This is a genomic window from Methanolobus zinderi, from assembly GCF_013388255.1.
Taxonomy (GTDB): Archaea; Halobacteriota; Methanosarcinia; order Methanosarcinales; family Methanosarcinaceae; genus Methanolobus; species Methanolobus zinderi.
Genome location: NZ_CP058215.1, coordinates 109,651 through 128,694, shown reverse-complemented (window position 1 = coordinate 128,694; position 19,044 = coordinate 109,651). Strand labels below are relative to the sequence as shown.

Annotated in this window: 21 protein-coding genes; 14 read left to right on the top strand and 7 right to left on the bottom strand. The window is 45.3% G+C overall.

The window, feature by feature from the left end:
- The first annotated feature begins 20 nt into the window (after positions 1 to 20).
- From HWN40_RS00630 to HWN40_RS00615, 4 genes are read left to right on the top strand one after another with little or no spacing between them, the layout of a single operon-like run.
- Entirely contained in the window at positions 21 to 368 is a 348-nt protein-coding gene (locus HWN40_RS00630) for a DUF2073 domain-containing protein (RefSeq protein WP_176966219.1), read from the top strand.
- 15 nt (positions 369 to 383) lie between these two features.
- The gene (locus HWN40_RS00625) at positions 384 to 893 is read left to right on the top strand and encodes a hypothetical protein (protein WP_176963945.1); all 510 of its coding nucleotides are present in this window, start codon (positions 384 to 386) and stop codon (positions 891 to 893) included.
- A 37-nt stretch (positions 894 to 930) separates the two neighbouring features.
- Positions 931 to 1,539: a 6-phospho-3-hexuloisomerase gene (gene hxlB, locus HWN40_RS00620; protein ID WP_176963944.1), complete on the top strand. Its 609-nt coding sequence runs from the start codon at positions 931 to 933 to the stop codon at positions 1,537 to 1,539.
- A 10-nt stretch (positions 1,540 to 1,549) separates the two neighbouring features.
- Positions 1,550 to 2,662, top strand: a complete 1,113-nt coding sequence (locus HWN40_RS00615; protein WP_176966218.1) for a pyridoxal phosphate-dependent aminotransferase — start codon at positions 1,550 to 1,552, stop codon at positions 2,660 to 2,662.
- A 47-nt stretch (positions 2,663 to 2,709) separates the two neighbouring features.
- On the opposite strand, the gene HWN40_RS00610 is transcribed toward HWN40_RS00615, so the two are convergent.
- On the bottom strand, positions 2,710 to 3,681 hold the full coding sequence (locus tag HWN40_RS00610; protein ID WP_176963943.1) for an NOG1 family protein: 972 nt from the start codon (positions 3,679 to 3,681) through the stop codon (positions 2,710 to 2,712).
- A 152-nt stretch (positions 3,682 to 3,833) separates the two neighbouring features.
- Here HWN40_RS00610 and HWN40_RS00605 point away from each other — a divergent pair, with 152 nt between their 5' ends.
- The gene (locus HWN40_RS00605; RefSeq protein WP_176963942.1) at positions 3,834 to 4,709 is read left to right on the top strand and encodes a CBS domain-containing protein; all 876 of its coding nucleotides are present in this window, start codon (positions 3,834 to 3,836) and stop codon (positions 4,707 to 4,709) included.
- A 21-nt stretch (positions 4,710 to 4,730) separates the two neighbouring features.
- Here the strand turns inward: HWN40_RS00605 and hisE are convergent, their stop codons facing one another.
- The 4 genes from hisE to HWN40_RS00585 all read right to left on the bottom strand — a co-directional run bounded on the left by hisE (position 4,731) and on the right by HWN40_RS00585 (position 9,804).
- Positions 4,731 to 5,030: a phosphoribosyl-ATP diphosphatase gene (gene hisE / locus HWN40_RS00600; RefSeq protein ID WP_176966217.1), complete on the bottom strand. Its 300-nt coding sequence runs from the start codon at positions 5,028 to 5,030 to the stop codon at positions 4,731 to 4,733.
- A 207-nt stretch (positions 5,031 to 5,237) separates the two neighbouring features.
- Complete coding sequence (locus HWN40_RS00595; RefSeq protein WP_246275941.1) at positions 5,238 to 6,521, bottom strand: 3-isopropylmalate dehydratase large subunit; 1,284 nt, start codon at positions 6,519 to 6,521, stop codon at positions 5,238 to 5,240.
- A gap of 36 nt (positions 6,522 to 6,557) precedes the next feature.
- The gene (locus HWN40_RS00590) at positions 6,558 to 7,280 is read right to left on the bottom strand and encodes a YkgJ family cysteine cluster protein (protein WP_176963941.1); all 723 of its coding nucleotides are present in this window, start codon (positions 7,278 to 7,280) and stop codon (positions 6,558 to 6,560) included.
- A 1,054-nt stretch (positions 7,281 to 8,334) separates the two neighbouring features.
- On the bottom strand, positions 8,335 to 9,804 hold the full coding sequence (locus HWN40_RS00585; RefSeq protein ID WP_176966215.1) for a DHH family phosphoesterase: 1,470 nt from the start codon (positions 9,802 to 9,804) through the stop codon (positions 8,335 to 8,337).
- Between the two features lie 532 nt (positions 9,805 to 10,336).
- Here HWN40_RS00585 and HWN40_RS00580 point away from each other — a divergent pair.
- The 8 genes from HWN40_RS00580 to HWN40_RS00545 all read left to right on the top strand — a co-directional run bounded on the left by HWN40_RS00580 (position 10,337) and on the right by HWN40_RS00545 (position 16,377).
- Positions 10,337 to 11,122 (top strand): helix-turn-helix transcriptional regulator, encoded by a 786-nt coding sequence (locus tag HWN40_RS00580; protein WP_176963940.1) that lies wholly within the window; start codon positions 10,337 to 10,339, stop codon positions 11,120 to 11,122.
- Between the two features lie 205 nt (positions 11,123 to 11,327).
- Positions 11,328 to 12,803, top strand: a complete 1,476-nt coding sequence (locus tag HWN40_RS00575) for an NAD(P)H-hydrate dehydratase (protein WP_176963939.1) — start codon at positions 11,328 to 11,330, stop codon at positions 12,801 to 12,803.
- A 2-nt stretch (positions 12,804 to 12,805) separates the two neighbouring features.
- Positions 12,806 to 12,988 (top strand): hypothetical protein, encoded by a 183-nt coding sequence (locus HWN40_RS00570; RefSeq protein ID WP_176963938.1) that lies wholly within the window; start codon positions 12,806 to 12,808, stop codon positions 12,986 to 12,988.
- Between the two features lie 15 nt (positions 12,989 to 13,003).
- Entirely contained in the window at positions 13,004 to 13,480 is a 477-nt protein-coding gene (gene moaC / locus HWN40_RS00565) for a cyclic pyranopterin monophosphate synthase MoaC (protein WP_176963937.1), read from the top strand.
- Between the two features lie 56 nt (positions 13,481 to 13,536).
- Complete coding sequence (locus tag HWN40_RS00560; RefSeq protein WP_176963936.1) at positions 13,537 to 14,385, top strand: ribose-phosphate diphosphokinase; 849 nt, start codon at positions 13,537 to 13,539, stop codon at positions 14,383 to 14,385.
- Positions 14,386 to 14,423: 38 nt separating this feature from the next.
- Positions 14,424 to 14,936: a hypothetical protein gene (locus HWN40_RS00555; RefSeq protein ID WP_176963935.1), complete on the top strand. Its 513-nt coding sequence runs from the start codon at positions 14,424 to 14,426 to the stop codon at positions 14,934 to 14,936.
- A gap of 24 nt (positions 14,937 to 14,960) precedes the next feature.
- Positions 14,961 to 15,608: an endonuclease III domain-containing protein gene (locus HWN40_RS00550; RefSeq protein WP_176963934.1), complete on the top strand. Its 648-nt coding sequence runs from the start codon at positions 14,961 to 14,963 to the stop codon at positions 15,606 to 15,608.
- A complete protein-coding gene (locus HWN40_RS00545) occupies positions 15,598 to 16,377 on the top strand; it encodes a C15orf41 family protein (protein ID WP_176963933.1) in 780 nt (259 codons plus the stop codon). The genes HWN40_RS00550 and HWN40_RS00545 overlap by 11 nt, the downstream gene beginning before the upstream one ends.
- Here the strand turns inward: HWN40_RS00545 and HWN40_RS00540 are convergent.
- Both HWN40_RS00540 and HWN40_RS00535 read right to left on the bottom strand, forming a co-directional pair.
- The gene (locus tag HWN40_RS00540) at positions 16,368 to 16,640 is read right to left on the bottom strand and encodes a hypothetical protein (RefSeq protein WP_176963932.1); all 273 of its coding nucleotides are present in this window, start codon (positions 16,638 to 16,640) and stop codon (positions 16,368 to 16,370) included. The two genes, HWN40_RS00545 and HWN40_RS00540, sit on opposite strands and share 10 nt — an antisense overlap.
- A gap of 158 nt (positions 16,641 to 16,798) precedes the next feature.
- The gene (locus HWN40_RS00535) at positions 16,799 to 17,227 is read right to left on the bottom strand and encodes a metal-dependent transcriptional regulator (RefSeq protein ID WP_176963931.1); all 429 of its coding nucleotides are present in this window, start codon (positions 17,225 to 17,227) and stop codon (positions 16,799 to 16,801) included.
- A 223-nt stretch (positions 17,228 to 17,450) separates the two neighbouring features.
- On the opposite strand from HWN40_RS00535, the gene lysS reads away from it, so the two are divergent.
- The gene (gene lysS, locus HWN40_RS00530; RefSeq protein ID WP_176963930.1) at positions 17,451 to 19,043 is read left to right on the top strand and encodes a lysine--tRNA ligase; all 1,593 of its coding nucleotides are present in this window, start codon (positions 17,451 to 17,453) and stop codon (positions 19,041 to 19,043) included.
- Position 19,044 lies beyond the last annotated feature (1 nt).

Sequence of the window (19,044 nt, the reverse complement as noted above, 5' to 3'; positions counted from 1 at the left end):
CCATGGTGCAGGGTTTCCAGATGGATCTGATATCAGAGCACAGGCTTTCCGAGATGACTCCGGTCGAGAAGGTCAGATTCATTATTGATGAGGTTAAAGAAGGTAAGATACTTGTCCTTGAGAAGGGCCTGAGTCCGGAGGAAGAGGCAAGTCTTATCGAGATGACAATGACATTTATAGAACCTGACGGTTTTTCAGGTATTGAGATGGAGAGCTATCCTTCAGAGGTTGATACTTCCTTTTTGGGTAAGATCCTGAAAAAGAATTCCACAAAGTCCAGGCTGACGGTTATCGGGCCTGCGGACCAGTTGAAGACCTTGAAGAAGGACCGCAACATGATAAGTGCTCTTGTCTCCAACCAAAAATGATTGCGTGAACCTTAAATGAGGACTAAAGAAAACAATGAGAGTCTGATATCTCCTCACCTCTCCCTCTCTTCCTTTGAGATGGGAAGAGATGACGTGAATGTAGTTTGCACATACGGAAAAATATCCATCTGGTTCGGACGTCAGGTGCCTGATGTGGTCATCGGTCAGATCTTCCTTGGTATTGCCAAGATAGATCAGGCTGCAGTCCATGAACTGGATATTATCTGTGATTTCGATGAGATCACGGAGTTTGAAAGTAACGGGTATGTGCTGGTATCCTATGCCAGATCGAAGGAAGGTTACAGAACTACATTCCATGTTCCTTTTTCCAGTAAGAAAGCTCTTTTTAATCTTGCAGGTTCTGTAACCAGAGAACTTAAGAATGAGAACACAGTTGTGGATTGCTACTGGACAGGCGATGATTCCGATATCATGCGTCTGTATGAAGAACTCAGTAATATCGAAGACTGGAAGATCAAGAACATTCACTATAAAGAAGATCTGAAAGATAAGAGTAATGAATAGTGTTATCCCATTTTTATTTATGTGAGGTTATCAGATTATGAAAGAAATAGATATGACCGAATGTGAACATCTAAAATCCTCTATCCTGCTCATGGCAGTACACCTCGAAAAACTGGCAGGTGAGATCGATAATGATTCTATCAAGGAGATGTTGACAGAGGTTCTGGAAGCCAGACGCATTTTCGTCCTGGGAGCCGGTAGGTCAGGTCTTGTGGGCAGAGCTTTTGCCATGAGACTTATGCACCTCGGACTCTCGTCCCATGTTGTGGGAGAAACAACAACACCTGCCGTAAGCAATGAAGACGTTATTATCGCCATATCCGGTTCGGGCCAGACGCGCTCGGTTGCCGACCTCGGAAAGGTAGCAAAGGATATCGGTGCCAAGGTCGTGGCCATCACTTCCAACAAGGAGTCCAAACTCGGAGACCTTGCGGATGTTGTCGTAGAGCTGCCCGGAAGGGCCAAGGAAGATATCGGCGGCTACCTTGAACGTCACATGCGCGGTGAATATACTTACCTGACACCACTGGGTACTTCTTTTGAAACTTCAGCAAGCGTTTTCCTTGATGCTGTTATCGCAGAGCTGATCTATATCACGGGCGCATCCGAAGCAGACCTTAAATCCAGGCACACCAATATCGAGTAAGGTGATAATGATGGGCGCTCAGAAGTTTGCACAAAGGGTACTGGATATAGATATCTCCGGAATAAGGAAGATGTTCGAAGCCGCAGGCTCGGATGCTATCAATCTTGGTCTGGGGCAGCCCGATTTTGACACTCCGGAACATATAAAACAGGCTGCTATTGATGCCATAAACGATGGCTTTACAGCTTATACCTATGGAGCAGGTATCCAGGAACTTCGTGAGGCCATCAGTTCCAAGTTCGAGCGGGAGAATGATCTCAGCGTATCTCCCGATGAGGTCATTGTTACATCAGGCGCATCAGAGGCGCTTGAAATAGCCATTGCTTCGATTGTAGGTCCCGGGGATGAGGTGATGATAGCAAACCCTGGCTTTGTCTCATACAATGCCCTTGTGGGCATCATGGGCGGAAAAGTCTCCTCACTTCCACTTGGGGACGACCTGACCATCAGGCCCGAAGATGTTATGGAGCGTATCACCTCGAAGACAAAGGCGTTCATTATCAACTCTCCTTCAAACCCAACAGGTGCGGTGCAGAGCAAGAGTGATATGAAGGCCTTTGCAGAGATTGCCGATGATCACGATATCACACTTATCTCGGATGAAGTCTACGAGCATTTCATCTACGAGGGAGAGCATGTCAGTCCCGCTCGCTTCTCTGATAATGTGGTCACGGTCAATGCCGTATCCAAGACATATTCCATGACAGGCTGGAGGCTTGGCTATGTGGCTGCCAGGCGAGAGTACACGGAACAGATGCTAAAGGTTCACCAGTATGTACAGGCATGTGCCAATTCCATTGCACAGAAGGCAGCAGTTGCCGCCCTCAACGGTCCACTTGATCCTGTGATTAGGATGCGCGATGAGTTCAGGCAGCGCAGGGACATCCTTGTAGAGGGACTTAATTCCCTTGGCTTGAAATGTGATCTTCCAAAAGGTGCTTTTTATGCATTCCCGCAGGTCGAGAACTCAACAGAGGTCGCAACCAAGCTGATATCAAACGGTGTAGTAGTGGTTCCGGGAACAGCTTTCGGTGATGGCGGAGAAGGCTATATACGTCTCTCATATGCATCTTCCCAGGAGAACATAAAGAAAGCCCTGCAAATAATGGAAGATGTTCTTTGAGCATCAAATTCTCAATTTATACCATTTTAAAAATAAGCAAAATATATTCAAGAGTTTTCTAACTCTTTTTCTTGGATCATCCCAATCAGCCTGTCAAGGACTTCATGTACTCCTTCTCCTGTGGCCGTGGACATCTGCATGTCCGCAATATCAAGTTCCCTGAACTGGGGAAGGTCCGACTTGTTCGCAACAACAAGCAGGGGAAGTGGAAACTGCTCTTTTACCTCTTCAAGCATGTGCATCTGCTCATGGATCTCATAGCCACATGTTTCCGAGGCATCTATTATGAAGAGTACCACTGCATTGAGATGCTTGAGTGCTGTTATGGCCTGGAGTTCTATCTCGTTCCTTTCAGACATAGGCCTGTCCAGGAGTCCTGGAGTATCCATTACCTGGTGTCTGTCGTTTCCCACCATGAAATGTCCGATGGACACGCCTTTTGTGGTAAAGGGATAGGAAGCGATCTCAGGTCTTGCCCCGGTTGCCATGGAAACAAAACTGGATTTTCCGATATTCGGATAGCCTGCAACCACAATGGTCGGCTCGTTATGGACGTCAGGGAGTTTCCTGAGTCTGTTACGTGCATCATTGAGGAACCTGAGTTCCTTATCGATCGATTTCATGATGGATCCGATACGTCCGAAACACTGTTTTCTGATGGCCACCGGATCCTTTGTGCGGCGCATCATGCCCACGTGTTCCCTGGCTACTTCATGTATCTTGGAGCTGGCCCAGTCTATTCTGGCAAGGGCTTTTCTCAGTTCATCAACACCCACCAGTATGTCGGCCATCTCGTAGTAAAAGGGTGGAAGATCCTCAAAGGTGGGAAAGCGGCGGACAATATTTGCCAGATTGTCCGTGAGTATGTTCGCAGAGGTCAGCACCATGGACTCATTAGCCTTAAGACGTGTGTCTCTGCCTGTGATCTTCTTCCCGGCCATGGCCCTGGTTGCCCTTCTGAATGCCTTGTCCACCAGTTCGTCTGATGTGGGGACAGTATGGATCTTTTCAAATATCATATTCTCTTTACCTGCCGGGCTCAATCACCTGAAGGTATAAATTTGTATTCCCTGCAATGAACTATATTATTTAAATATCTTGTACTTGAAATACTACAAATATATATATCTCTTTTGAGTATTGTATAAGAGATTCAGGGAACGGTGATTCGATGGAGCTGGCTCCTATCCAAAAAGACATTCTCATAGCATTGATCAATCTTCAGAGAGAAAAAGACCGTGCTGTAAAAGGCGAGGAAATTGCTGAACTTATTAATCGCAATCCAGGTACTGTTAGAAACCAGATGCAATCCCTTAAAGTGCTCGGGCTCGTCGAAGGAGTTCCCGGTCCTAAAGGTGGCTACAAGGCCACAGGAGAGGCATACGAGGCGCTCAGCATCACGGCAATGGAACATGAGGCGCAGGTACCTATTTTCCGCAACGATGAAGTTGTGGACGGCGCAACCGTGGCAGAGATAAGTTTCACAACTGTCAGGCATCCTGACCTGTGTCATGGTATTATCAAGGTACTGGGCAGCATAAAGAGTTTTGAACAGGGCGACCTGGTCCAGATGGGCCCCACCCCTGTCAACAAACTGGTTGTACGTGGTGAAGTGGTCGGTCGTGACGACACCCACAATACCCTTGTATTCTCGATCAATGAGATGATCTCGTTGCCAAAGAAACCAGTAAAGGACTATGCGCGTATGAACATCATTTCCGTTGATGTGAACGCATCGATCCAGGAAACTGCAAGGGTGCTTGTGGAGAATAACATTCACGGCGCACCTGTGAAGGACAATGAGGAGATAATAGGCATAGTGACCTTCACCGACATCGGAGATGCGGTGGCGAGTGGAAAGATGACCGCAAGGGTCAAGGATATAATGACAAAGGAACTGATCACAGTGGATTCAGAAACTTCACTGTATGATGCCGTAAAGGTATTCGATAAGCATAATATCGGCTTTTTGCTTGTGGCCTTTGAGGGAGTACCAAAGGGTATTCTGTCCAAGAAGGATATTTTCCACGAGCTGACTGTTTACTGAGATACTTAAAAAGTATCTTTTTTATTTTCTTCTTTTCCTGAGCTCTTCCGCTATTTCATCAAGGGTGATGCCCTCTGCCACAAACATGACCAGAAGATGGAAAAGCAGGTCTGAGGACTCATAGATGATCTCTTCTTTTTTGTTTCCCTTTACTGCAAGTATCGTCTCGATGGATTCCTCTCCCACTTTTTCGAGTATCTTGTCGATACCCTTCCTGTGGTCCAGCAGAGAGCATACATAGGAACTCTCAACTGGGTTGTTCTTACGGTCGAGAATTACGTCAAATAGCTCATTAAGTATAGAAAGGTCTGTGTCAGACATCATTATTCTCCTGCGACCAGATACGGACATATCTCATTTATGCTTATCTGTGGTCTGGTATTATCGAAAAATAGTATGGTGACGTTGGCTGTAATCCTACACAATATGACGGGACTGTGTTGGTAATCCAACGTCTAAAAGTATCATATTAATTTTATCATATAATTGTTTTGGTCCCCTTTCAAAGAAAGATGAAGCAGAAGAGGCTTATATCTTTCTCGGGTCTGTGATCTCGCCGGTAAGTGCTGAAGCTGCTGCTGTTGCAGGTGAGCTCAGATACACAAAGGACTGCGGACTTCCTTCCCGTCCCTTGAAGTTACGGTTGGATGTTGCAAGTCCCACTTCTCCGTCACCGAGAAGTCCGAAGGATCCGCCCATACATGGACCACAGCATGGTGATTCGACGATCGCACCGGCTTCCATGAACTGCTCGATATATCCTGCCTTCAGTACCTTCATGTACTCCGTCCTGGAGGCGGGTATGATCAGAAGTCTCACGTCCTTTGCAACAGGTTCGTCACCCATCATCTTTGCAACGACCTCGATATCCTCGAACCTGCCGTTGGTACAGGAACCCACGAATATCTGGTCCACCTTGGTACCTTCCACCTCTCCGACGGGCTTCACATTGTCCACATTGTGCGGGCAGGCCACCTGTGGTTCGAGTTTGCTGACGTCGTACTCCCTTACCTCGGAGTAGACAGCACCCTCATCGGATTTCCAGTGCGGGTCGAGTTTAAAGTCAGGGATGCGTTCCTGCAGGTACTTCTCTGTTACCTCGTCTGCCTCGATGATTCCTGCCTTGCCTCCCATCTCGATTGCCATGTTGGAAACTGTCATACGTTCGGAGATAGGCATTGTCCTGACGGTCGAGCCTGCATATTCGGCTGCCTGGTATCTTGCTCCCTCGGCACCCACATCTCCTATGAGGTGGAGGATTACGTCCTTGGAGTACACATTCTTCTGGAGCTTTCCGTTGACCTCAAACCTGATGGTCTCGGGTACCTTGAACCAGAGCTTTCCGGATGCAAACACCGCAGCCATATCAGTTGAACCGATGCCTGTTGAGAATGCACCGAGTGAACCGTAGGCGCAGGTGTGTGAATCAGAACCCACTACCAGGTCTCCTGGTTTGACATGACCCTTTTCAGGCATTACCTGGTGACAGACTCCCTCATACACGTCATAATTGATGATGCCCTGCTCCTTTGCAAATTTTCTGAGCATGGTGTGGTTTGCAGCGGCATTCAGTGAGTCGGCGGGAACCTGATGGTCAAAGAGGATAACTATCTTGCTGGGGTCCCATACCTTCTTCTCTTCCTTGTCCCTCATGATCTCGTAGAAACCTTCGACCGCAAGAGGTCCTGTGATATCATGGGTCATTGCCCTGTCTATGTTGGCCAGTACGAATTCTCCGGCTTTTACGGTCTTTCCGGAAGCCTTCGAAAATATCTTCTCGGAGATTGTCATTGCTTGGTCAGTGGTGGACATGGTAATCACTTTACAAATTTAGTCTGTATAATTATATCAATCGATGATCTTTTCCTGTCTGATGGCAGTCCTGTGACTTCCTCTGCTATCATGTACTATATAGTTAATAATACCTTCCAGTATATTCTCAAATGCCTTATTAAGATTTTCAGGTCCTGTGCGGAATCCTTCGTATCTTTCGTAGAGTAGTAGAGTCTCCTCTATCTCTGAGATATATCTTAAGAGTACTTCTTCCGCAAGTTTGCGGCTCTTACTGACTGAAATGGGATTTCCTATCCCTGCACATTCCGATATTCTCAGTTCTCCCTCCTGCATGTAGAACGGGTATGTGCTGCACAGCATTGGCCGCACTTTGTATATACTACAGCGGTTATCTCCTCTTTCCCGGATGAAGCTGCAGTCTCCGTTTTCCTTCTGGCATATCTTCCATCCGAATGTATGGAAATTGCCTTCTGCATCAATAAGTTCCCTGTTGTCTTCGAGATATTTTCTGTCAGGAAGGGCTCCCTGGTAATCTGTAAGTGGCACTGCGACTTTTTCCTGTTCAAAACCTGTGTGTTCAGATATGAGTTCTATCTCTGCAGGATTCACAATTACGGTATTATCTCCGTCTTCTCTCCTGCAGCATTTGCCACACATATTACAGGAAAATCCAATATCGCATATCTGTGATGCAATCTCCTCCGGATCTATACTTTTTGCAGCCTCAAGTTCTCCCTGAAGGCTTTTTATGAGGAGTTCTTTCAGTCTGGTATTCATTTCACTGCTCTTAAGTGAAATTGGTATAAGGACTTATTGCCGGTATTCTGCAGCAGGTAATCGGGGATGAACGTGTTTGTTATCTGTAAAATAAGGCAGGGGAAAATTTGTTCCGGATCGAATATTATTTATCAAATTCATTCAATTATGATTATTTTTAAATATATTCTATTTTGTATATTATCGGTTTAATCAGTATGCATGACCGGGACTGTGTTATTATTTAAGCTTCAATTTTAGTATCATCGAGCAGTACAAAGATTGCCTTATGATTTTTTTCATTAATATGTCTGTGTGGAATTGTCTGTACTGTGTCTAAAGTCACTGCTTTTGCAGAATATGATCTCCCTGGAAGCTTGAATCTGTTTTGTATTTCTAATTGGATTTTTTCTCCGATCTGAAAAGTACTTCCTATTATTCTGAGTATGATTTGTATGCTCCTTTAATACGGGTTGCAGGCATTGGTTTTATTGTATGGCTGATTCTTATTTTACCTCTCTGATGCAGCATTCATACTTTTATTCTTCCGGGGGTTTCAGTTCTATGTATTGGTCATATGTCTCATACATAGGCGACATATTTCTTATGAAACTGCTTACTTTATTCTGATCACAGTCGATGCGTTTATGTTTGTACATGAATCTGTATGATTTATGTCTCTGTGATGTATTATCCAATCATAAAAATGCATAATATTGCAGGATGTTGCTGTTTTTGAATCTGTGGTTCATTTATGTGCGATTCAGCAATTCCTGTAGCCGGGAAAGATATCCAGGTTTCAGGGTGTAATCCTATTACTAAAAGATCCTGCCACCTTTATTTACCTTTATTTAAATACTGGTTACTGCAGGAATATGATAAAATCATTAGGTTTTGCTTTTGCAAGCTCTCCTGTGATGCCGTTTTGAAATATGCTCTTTGCTGACCTGGGTCCTCAAATAGCTATTCTATGTAGTATATTATCAATTAGATATTATCTTATGTACATTATGTACTGTATCTGCGCTGCTTGCTGAAAATAGAAAAAAGAATTAAAAAAGATTGCTGGAAGAGCCTACTCGTCGTTCTCTTCCACGCCTACTGCACCCAGGAATCGCTTCACTACAGCTTCGTTGACAAGTCTCAACAGGGTTTGCCTGTCCTTTGCCGAGCTGAAAAGCCCGAGGTCGATCTGTGCGGCAGCCGCATTGGCATGTCCTCCTCCGGCATCTTCTCCGAAGGCACGTTTTATAACATCTCCCAGGTTTACACGGATATCGTTGCTTCTGCCGGAAATGAATATCTTGTCATCGCTCACTCCGAAGACCAGTGTAGTTGAGATCCCCTCGAGGTTCAGCAGGTAATCTGCAGCCTGTGGCAGAGTATCCCTGTCACGGATACTTCCCACGTTGGAAAGCAGATAACTTCCGGTCACCTGCCTGTTATTGATAGCTTCTCCCAGTACATCCAGTGTCTCGATCGACATAGAAGGCCGTTCGAGCTGGTCCAGTACGTCATGGTCTGAGAGCGGGTAGAGGTATGATGCAGCCGAAAGGTCGGCAGAATCGGTATTCCTCTTAAAGTCCAGGGTATCGGTCCTGATACCATAGAGTAGGGCCGTTGCGAGGCTGCTGTCAATATCAATGTCCAGCTCCTGCAGGTATTTGGTGACAATAGTTGAGGATGCACCTACATGCGGACGTATGTCGAGGAACTCCGCATCAATTTCAGCATCTGTGATAGGGTGATGATCAATAATAATACCTATACTGGTATTCTGAGGTAGCGGATTGTTAGCTCCCGGGACCGCACAGTCTATAAGGGCTATCTTTTCATAGCTTTCCAGTTCGACGTCTTCTATCCTGTACAGGTCGATGTCCAGCAGATTCACAAAAGCCTTGTTCTCCTGGTGCCCGATCTCTCCGTGATATATTATGTCAGCTATAACATCATAGGCATGAGCTATTGCCATAAGACCCAGTGCACCAGCTATGGCATCAGGGTCCGGATTATCATGGACAACAATGGCAAGCTTTTTGCCTCTCATGCCCTCGAACCACTGTGTGAGCTTGTTACCGCGTCTAAGTCCTTCTGCACGCTCGAGCGACCTTGAAAGGGATTTGGCAACCATTCTCGGCGGCATGATCACAAGGTCCGCACCCATTGTCTCCATCTCCTGCATGTTGATTACATCAGGAGCTCTTGCAACACAATAAACGTCCCTGGGGACCTTCTTTCTTATATTCTCGAGAGCCGCCTTGTTAGCTTCGGGATCGGAACTCAGGATCAGTATGCCGGCAAGGTTCTTCGTGTTTATTCTGTCGATAAGTGTCGGGTCGCTTACGTCACCAACAATTGCTTCATAGGCTTCGTCACGTAGTGTTTCCACTTTTTGTGAATCCTTATCGACGATGATCAGGTCCTTATCAAGTTCCCTGAGCTCTTTAGCCAGCGCAAAACCGAAACTCCCACTTCCAAGTATGAGATATGTGGGTTTTATCTTTACTCTATCTGTTGCACTGACCTCTTTTGCAACGGCGTTAATAAGATTACCTCCATTTGTCTAGAATCCGTTTTATATATTTAAAGAATTGCGGTAAAAGAAAACGGCATTTGCTCGATAAATAGGATGATGCTTATCAAGGGATAAATAGTTATCTTACAGGCTTATGTCCGGCAATTCAGGTGCCTGATACATTATAAACTAGCTTTAGCTCATGTTCTCATCAAGGATTGCTATTTTTTTAAGGCGACTGAAATTTCAATAATGGTCTAATAATGAGCCCTGGCTGAACTTAGTTTTGTGCAGTCTTTTACCTTTACATTCAATTTTATGCAAGGTTCAGGTTAAATAAAAAAAGTGTATATCAAACCCCGCGAATCATGGGTATGAACAACACTAAATCAAAATATGGGAACCTGCAAATGTCTGATTTGTAAATTGCTCACTTCAAAGATCTGGCATCAATATATTAATCTGTAATTAAATATTCTAAATAATAAGCTTGTAATTATCAGTGAGCTCTTATATCAGGTAGCGGATTTAGATCATTTATTTTAAACAGGATGGAATTTAGGTGAAAAAGAAACTGCTTGATGTTATATTTGCTTCGGATAAGAGGAAGAATCTGCTTATTTTGCTAAAAGATGGTCCTCAGGAGATGGAATCCATCCTCACTTCCCTTAATACGACAAGGCAGGCCCTGCTTCCACAGATGCGTATACTGGAAGAGCACAACCTTATCGATCACCACGCTGATACCTATGAGCTGACAGTTATTGGAAAACTGCTGGTCACCGAGATAATTCCATTGCTTGATCTTGTGGACACCCTGAGCGATAATATTGATTACTGGGGCACCCATGATCTGGGTTTTATACCATCACATCTGATGGGAAGACTGGATGAACTTAAATGCTCCATAGTCTTTGAACCTGATATTTCTCAGATCTACGAGATCAACAGAGATTTTATGGAAAAGACCATGGAGTCAGAATCTGTGACTTCGTTCACTACTTTCCTGTTTCCCAATTATTCATCCTTTATTACCGAGTGGAAGGACTGCGGAGTGGATATCTCACTCATTATCACCAGAGCACTTTTCGAGAAGCTAAGAGCAGACAATTATAATTATCTGCATACATTTGTGACTGAAAGACATGGTGGCTTATTCGTGTATGATGGGGATATAAATGTGCTCTCCTTCTCACAGAACGATCACTGTTTTTTACTCCGATTATTTACTAAAGACGGAGATTTTGATAACAAGGTACTTGTGCTTCACGGAGAGGAGGCTCTTGGATGGGGCCGTGACCTGTTTGAGTACTATAAACAGAAGTCTGTGCCCGTAACTGAGGTTTGAATTGAGATCTGGTTTTGTTGTGAATTCAGATCATACAGGATTTAGGATACTGGCTAAAACTTTATGTGTTTTCAATCTTATAGTTTAACTGGATTAAAACAAAGCAAGGCAGCACTAATGTCAGGTCGAAACTCAGTTTTCGGAGATCTTCAGGTAAAGATATTGTGAGTTCCCGGCGTATTGGCTGCGGATAGGGCAGATCACCATGGATGCTATCACATTTTCCCGTATGAAAGCCATCGATATCAATTGTGCATATCTGGGACTCAGTCCCATGCAGCTGATGGAGAATGCAGGTGCAGGAATTGCACGTGAGATCAGCTCAAGACTGGATTCAGGGACCGTGCTTTTTCTTGCAGGCAGGGGTAATAACGGTGGAGATGCCTTTGTGGCTGCAAGACACCTGGCAATTAAAAAAAACTACAATGTGAAAGTTCTTCTCCTGGGACGCCCGTCCCGGATCAGGACCGAAGAGTCACAAAGCAATTTCTCATTGCTCCGTCACAGTGGCATCAGTGAGATCATGGAAATTACCGACTCTTCGGAATTGAAATCATATGATGGCTGGGATGAAGCTGATATCATAGTTGATGCGGTGCTCGGTTCGGGTATCCGGGGTTCTGTGCGGGAGCCGGAAGCAACGGCAATCGACCTGATAAACAATTCCGGGAAATTTGTTATCTCCGTGGATATCCCTTCTGGCCTTAACCCCGATGCTGAGGTACCGGGTAAGTGCGTGAGCGCTGAACTTACTCTCACTTTCCATCGCATGAAAAAAGAATTCCTCTCGTCCGATCTCAGGCGATTCACAGGTGAAGTAAAAGTGATAGATATAGGGGTTTGCAGGGATGCGGAGGATTTTGTCGGAAAAGGAGACCTTATCAGTCTTCGAAGAAGAAGTCCGACTTCCCACAAAGGAGATTCGGGAAGAGTGCTTGTAATAGGAGGAGGCCCCTATTTCGGGGCACCGGTATTCACAGCCATGGCAGCCCTGAGGACCGGTGCTGATATCGTGACAATTGCAGTCCCCGAGAGCGTTGCAGACACCGTATCGTCATATTCTCCCAATTTCATAGTATCCCGCATGCCCGGGGATTTCTTAAGACCCTACCATCTCTCGAAGATACGTGAGCTCATGGAATCCCATGATGTTGTGGTGATCGGTCCGGGCCTGGGCAGGGAGAAGGAAACCCTGGAAGCGGTAGCCAGTATCCTTGCCGAATCCAGAAAAGCGGTGGTGGATGCCGACGGGCTCTACAGGCTCGAACTACCTGTGCAGGGTGGTGGAGAGATTATAATCACGCCGCATGCAGCCGAGTACTCCAGACTTGCAGAAGACAGCCTTCCTGATACAACTGAGAAAAGAAAGGATGCAGTGAATGCATTCTCCGGACAGAAAGGGGTCGTTACACTTCTTAAGGGAAGTACCGATATAGTATCCGATGGGGAAAATGTAAGGCTGAACAGTACCGGAAATGCCGGCATGACCGTTGGCGGGACCGGGGATATACTCGCAGGGATCGTCGGGGCACTGTTTGCGGTAAACGATGCAATGGATGCTGCTTGTGGTGGATGCTTTATTAACGGACTGGCAGGCGATCTTGCCTTTGAACAAAAGGGCTGGGGTCTGCTTGCAAGTGATATCATTGAAAAGATAACCGAAGTAATGAAGGGGTTGTAAATATGGAAAAGGAAGAACGCAAGATAGTTGTGGATATAGAAAGAAAACGTGTACGTATAACCATCAGCCATGGTGAAGATGAAGAGATACTGAAATTGAGCCTTGATGAAGCAAGGGATCTGGAAGAAAAATTAAATAGCACTATTGAGGATTACTCCCAGCGGCAGAATCTCAGGATTGACTGATAGAACGGTGATCTGTTGAAAAAGGAATTCACACATATCCAGGACGACCGGGCGGTCATGGTCGATATCGGTAACAAGGACATAGTTACCAGAAAGGCTCTTGCATCCGGTGAGATCATCCTTGGCAAGGATACAATTGAGATGATCAGGACAGGCTCGGTTGAAAAGGGAAACGTGCTTTCCACAGCAAGGGTCGCTGCCATACTGGCCGTCAAGAGAACGCCGGAAATGATACCCATGTGTCACCAGATCCCCATCACAAGTGTTGATGTGGATTTTGATATCGGTGACGAACGTGTATCAACTGTTGTAGAGGTTCGTTCAATGGGCAGGACTGGAGTTGAGATGGAAGCACTCACCGGTGTTTCCACGGCGCTGCTCACGATCTGGGATATGGTGAAGTCTGCCGAGAAGGATGAAACGGGTAACTATCCCCATACCTGTATACGCAATATAAAGGTCGTTGAGAAGATAAAAGGCGACCAAAACTAATGTATTACATTATACATTACCAGTACTAAAAATGAAGTTCTAAAGAGGTAAATTAATTGAAGATCATAGGAGGACCAGCATCTCAGGCCCTTTCATCACAGGTTGCAAGGGAGCTTAATCTGGAACCGACGATAACTGATTTTTCCAGGTTCCCTGACGGTGAGCTCTATACACGAATACTTGACGAAGACGTCGATGAAGTGACCATTATACAGAGCACAATGACAGACTCGGACTTTGTGGCACTGTTGCAGTTGATCGATGCATGTGAGGATTCACCTGTAATCAACGTTGTCATCCCTTACATGGGCTATGCAAGACAGGATAAAAAATTCAAAACCGGCGAACCTATAAGTGCCAGGGCGATCGCAAGGACGATAAACGCTGACAGGGTCTTTACCGTAAATGTACATGAGGCCAGCATTCTGGATTATTTCAATGCCGACGCATTTGACCTGGATGCGGCATACCTTATAGGCCATCACTTAAGATCACTGGATCTGCAGAACCCTCTGCTTGTTTCCCCGGACCTTGGAGCCCTTGACTTTGTGGAAAGGACCGCAACGGAAATTGGTTTTGATTATGATTACCTTGAAAAGACCCGCCTTTCGGGAGACACTGTTACCATCAAAACAAAGAATGTGGATGTCAAAGGCAGGGATATAGTCCTTCTTGATGATATGATAGCAACCGGCGGGACAATGGTCGAGTCGATAAAACTGCTCAAAAGCCAGGGTGCAAAGGATGTATACCTGGCATGTGTGCACCCGGTACTGGCACGCAACGCAGTCATGAGGCTCTATAATTCAGGAGTTAAGGAAATAATCTCCACCGATACCATAGAAAGGATACAGAGTTCTGTAAGTGTTGCACCTCTGATCGCAAATGCTATCAAAGGACTGTAATAGTATTAGCTACCACTTATAATTTGAGGCACATTACCATGACGCTACCTGAAGTCTGCCCCCGTGACGGGGTATCGCAATGCAAGAAGGCTGATTGTCATCTTTATGTTATAGACTGGCGTTCAGGGGATGAACAGTGTATCATAGGATATGGTTCCACACATAAACAGATGTCAAGATCCGCACCTGTCGTGGATACCTATGCAGAGAGGACGCGGATCAAACGTGAGATCAGAAGAGATTGTCCTGTGGAAGAAGCTCCGGCAGAACCATCTCAGCCGCGCCGGGAAACAAGAATTCCTGATGCAGGGCCGGAAAAACCTGAAACTCCGGAAAAAACTCCTCTTCAGGAAGCAAAGACTCCTGCTTATGAGGAACCTGAGAATGATCCTTTCAATGAAAAGGTAGTCTCAAGCGACAAGAATACGACCCTCATCGAATCCGGTGAAAGCAGGGATGAAAGTCAGCCAGAGCGTAAAAAGAAGAAATCAATAGATGATGTTATGAATCTTGATCTTCCTGAAAACTATGAGGAGGAATTCTGGAAATAATGAGGTTTTGATCTTCATTTGAGCATGAAAAACAATCAGTTAATTGAAATCTACCGTATTCTTCTGGACGAGCTGGGTCCACAATACTGGTGGCCTGCTGATACGGCTTTTGAAGTTGTGGTGGGTGCCATACTGACCCAGCAGACAAAATGGTCCAATGTTGAAAAGGCCATAGGTGGCCTGAAGGAGGAGGGATGGCTTGAACCCTGCTCTCTTGCGGACGCTGATATATCCCGCCTGGAAGAAATTGTAAAGTGCTGTGGTTTTTTCAGACAGAAAGCCTCAAGGTTGAAGAATATCGCCCGCTTTTTCATGAAAAACGATATGGAGGAGCTTTTCTCCATCCCGGTTGATGAACTCAGGGAAATCCTGTTGTCCATCAGAGGCGTAGGTAACGAGACCGCTGACTGTATAATCCTCTATGCTGCCGGCAGGCCGAAATTCGTAATTGATGCATACACCACCCGCATCATGAAATGCCTGGGCAGGGAAGGAAACTACATTCAACTGCAACGGCTTTTTGAGTCATGTCTTCCGGAAGATGTTGAAATGTATAAGGAATACCATGCTCTGATCGTTGAATATTCAAAAGCCTTCTGCGGGAAGAAAAGGTGTGAAGATTGTTTGCTGAAAGGAATATCCACAGATAAGGTGCATGGATATGGACATTGATACCTACGAACAGATATACGGCGCTCTTGACGGAGTGGAGGATGTTGTCAGGGTAGCAGAGCATTTCTGCCAGCCTGTTGGTGTAATATATTCTATACTTAACCAGAAAACAATTGAAGAGGTCAAGAAGAACTTCTCAAGGGTGAAAAACAAAAGCAAGGCCCATCTGCAGCACTGGAAAAAAGGAAGGTCGATAGTCCAGATCGCAAAAAGGAACCATATTCCAGCGACCCTTATGGTTTCCATGATCCTGAAAGAAATGGGCATCCCAAAGAAATCCTTTGTAAAGAACCTTGATGATACTCCCGATACACGCCTTAAAAAAGAGGTGCAGGAAGCAATTGATTCCGATTTCTTTTTCTCGCCCAGGGCCCATGAGATGCATGCCATAAAGGGTCAGCTCGGAGAGAGTATACTTGAAGCATGGCTTGTGGACCAGGGAATCACTTTCAGTACAGAGGAGGACCTCAGGGAAATAGGAATGGCAAAAACACCTGATTTCTTCCTTGATGAAGATGTGGAAATAGAAGGTAAAAAAATATCCTGGATAGAAAGTAAAGCTTTATTCGGCGACGAAAAAGAACACCAGTATTATGTAAAAAAACAATTCACCGATTATGAAGAAAGCTACGGTACCGGTATGGTTGTATACTGGTACGGCTTCCTTGACACGATCACACTGAACGGGCACCTGATCAAAGATTACCGGTTCTTCGGAAAGGACTGGAGCATAATCGACGAATTGCTGAACTACGAAACTCAGTGGTAAATAGTACCGACGTCTGCTTCAACCACGTTCTCCTGAACAACAGTGACCTTCGGAATACTTCCGAAGACGTTTTTTGTGTACACGTGAGCAACTTCCTCATCGTCGTACAGCACTGATTCCTCGTTGATGGTCGCGTGGTTGCCATGAATGGCAAGGAATGGCAGTACTTCTTCGTCCACGGGGTCTCGTCTGTTTTTCATATGGAAGATATCCATGGAGGTACTCAATGGCATATCCTCTCGGGTGGTGGTTATACGGGTCATCAATACTAGACTAGTTGTTTCTTATTAATACCTTCCGGTTCGCATCTGTACGAACAATCTATATTATTTGAGGATGATAATGGCGCCGGCTAGCAATTTTTCGGTAAAACTAAATGCGATTTCTCGGCATCAGAAGCCGTTTTAGATAATTTAAGAAGTCACTGTGTAAGGTTACAACACTTTTTCCCTTTAATATATCCTTCACATTTCGGGCATATCTGTGAATGACGCATGTATCTGCAAATATGTTCCAGAAATGTCTCTGATGCAGAATGTTTAAGCAGGGATGCTTCTTTTGTTGCCTCTTCGGAACCAACGCCAAGCACCTCACAAAGGAATTTCCTTATAACCCTGTTGTTATGTCTCAGTTTTATCGCCTGTATCTTCCCCTGCTCTGTTAATTCCACGCCGTAGTAGGGCCTGTAATCTACGAGTCCTGCGTCTGATAACCTCTGCAGCATCTCGGTAACACTCGGGGCCGAGACCTCCAGAGCGTCAGCTATCTGATTTGTTCTTGCCGGTGAACCATTCCTTCTTACCAGAAGAAAAATAGTTTCAAGATACTCATCCGTACGTTCCGGATACATTCACATCTCTCCAACTCCTAGAATTCCCGTAAGTTATCAAGTAATATATGTTTTTTGAATTGAGTCCACAGTTTATCTTACATGATAAGAAATTCAATGAGATGCTTTCTCAGACTTTGCACCTGTCTTTAGCAAAGATTATAATGGTAGCAATAATTAAGGTAAGAATCCTTAAAACAAAAAATCACAAATGACAATTATCCACTCTTAAAATGGTGAAAGAATGGCAGATATCACACACTGGGCGGATGTAGTTGCAGATGAGGTCCTCAAGAGAGGAAATAAGCACCTGGTTGCAACGGGAATCACGCCTTCCGGACATATTCATATAGGCAATATGCGTGAGGTAGTAACAGCAGACGTAGCATACAGGGCTCTGCTTGACAAGGATACTGAAGCTGAGTTCATTTATATTGCAGATACCTACGATCCCTTAAGGAAAGTCTATCCTTTCCTTGATGAGAGCTATGCTCAGCATGTGGGAAAACCTCTTTCTGAGATTCCATGTCCCTGTGGGGAACATGAAAGCTATTCCGAACACTTTCTCGAACCTTTCCTGGTAGCCCTTGAGCATCTTGGAATACATCCGAAGGTCTACAGAGCAGATGAGCTCTATAAGCAGGGTCTTTACATGGATGCAATAAAAACAGCCCTTGTAAAAAGAGATGAGATCGCATCCATACTTCAGAAATTATCCGGTAAGACACCTGCTGAGGACTGGAGTCCTTTCAATCCCATCTGTAATGTATGTGGCAAGATCAACACGACCAAAGTGACAGGTTTTGATCCGGATGCGGAAACCGTTGATTATACCTGTTCCTGCGGAGACTCGGGTACTGTATCCATGAAAGGCGGGGGAAAACTTACCTGGCGTGTGGACTGGCCGGCAAGATGGAAGGCACTAGGAGTCACTGTTGAACCTTTCGGCAAGGATCATGCATCCAGGGGAGGTTCATATGATACCGGACAGGCAATCGCAAAGGAAATATACGGATATGAAGCACCTTATCCTATAGTTTACGAATGGATCATGCTTGGTAAGGAAGGAGCAATGTCATCCTCCACTGGCGTGGTAGTCTCGATCTCGGATATGCTCAAGGTTGTACCTCCTGAGGTACTGCGTTATCTTATCATCCGTACAAAGCCGGAAAAACATATCAGGTTCGATCCCGCTCAGCCATTGCTAAATCTCGTGGATGAGTTCGAACGCCTCCATTCAGCAGAGGAACCCGGCTCATATGAAAGCAGGATAATCGAACTCTCACATGCTGCGGGGCTATGCCATACGGACATTCCCTTCAAGCACATGACAACCATCTATCAGGCAGCAGGTGGCGATTTCGATCGTATCATGAAGATCGTCAAAAGGGCGGGCTATGATACGGGGAATGAGAAGTGCATCAAGGAACTTGTTGATAATGTCGGTAACTGGCTTGATATGTATGCACCCCCCTTTGCCAAGTTCAGTGTAAAGGAAGAGCTTCCTGTCCAGACGGCCAGTCTTTCGGATATGCAGCGCGCTTTCCTCTCATCGTTTGCAGACATACTTGCCGAAAGTGGTGAGCTGAGCGGAGAGGATTACCATAACCTTGTGTATTCCGCAAAGGACCCGGAGTCAAAACTGCATGTCATGATGGCTGAGTCTCTTGATGTTGCTCCAGAGGAGATGGAAGTTAACCCCAAAGACCTGTTCAAAGCCATTTACACCTCGGTTCTGGGACAGCAGTCAGGCCCCAAGGCAGGATGGTTCCTCTCATCCCTGGAAAAGGACTTTATTATCACACGTTTCAGGGAAGCTGCAGAGTACAGACCCTGAT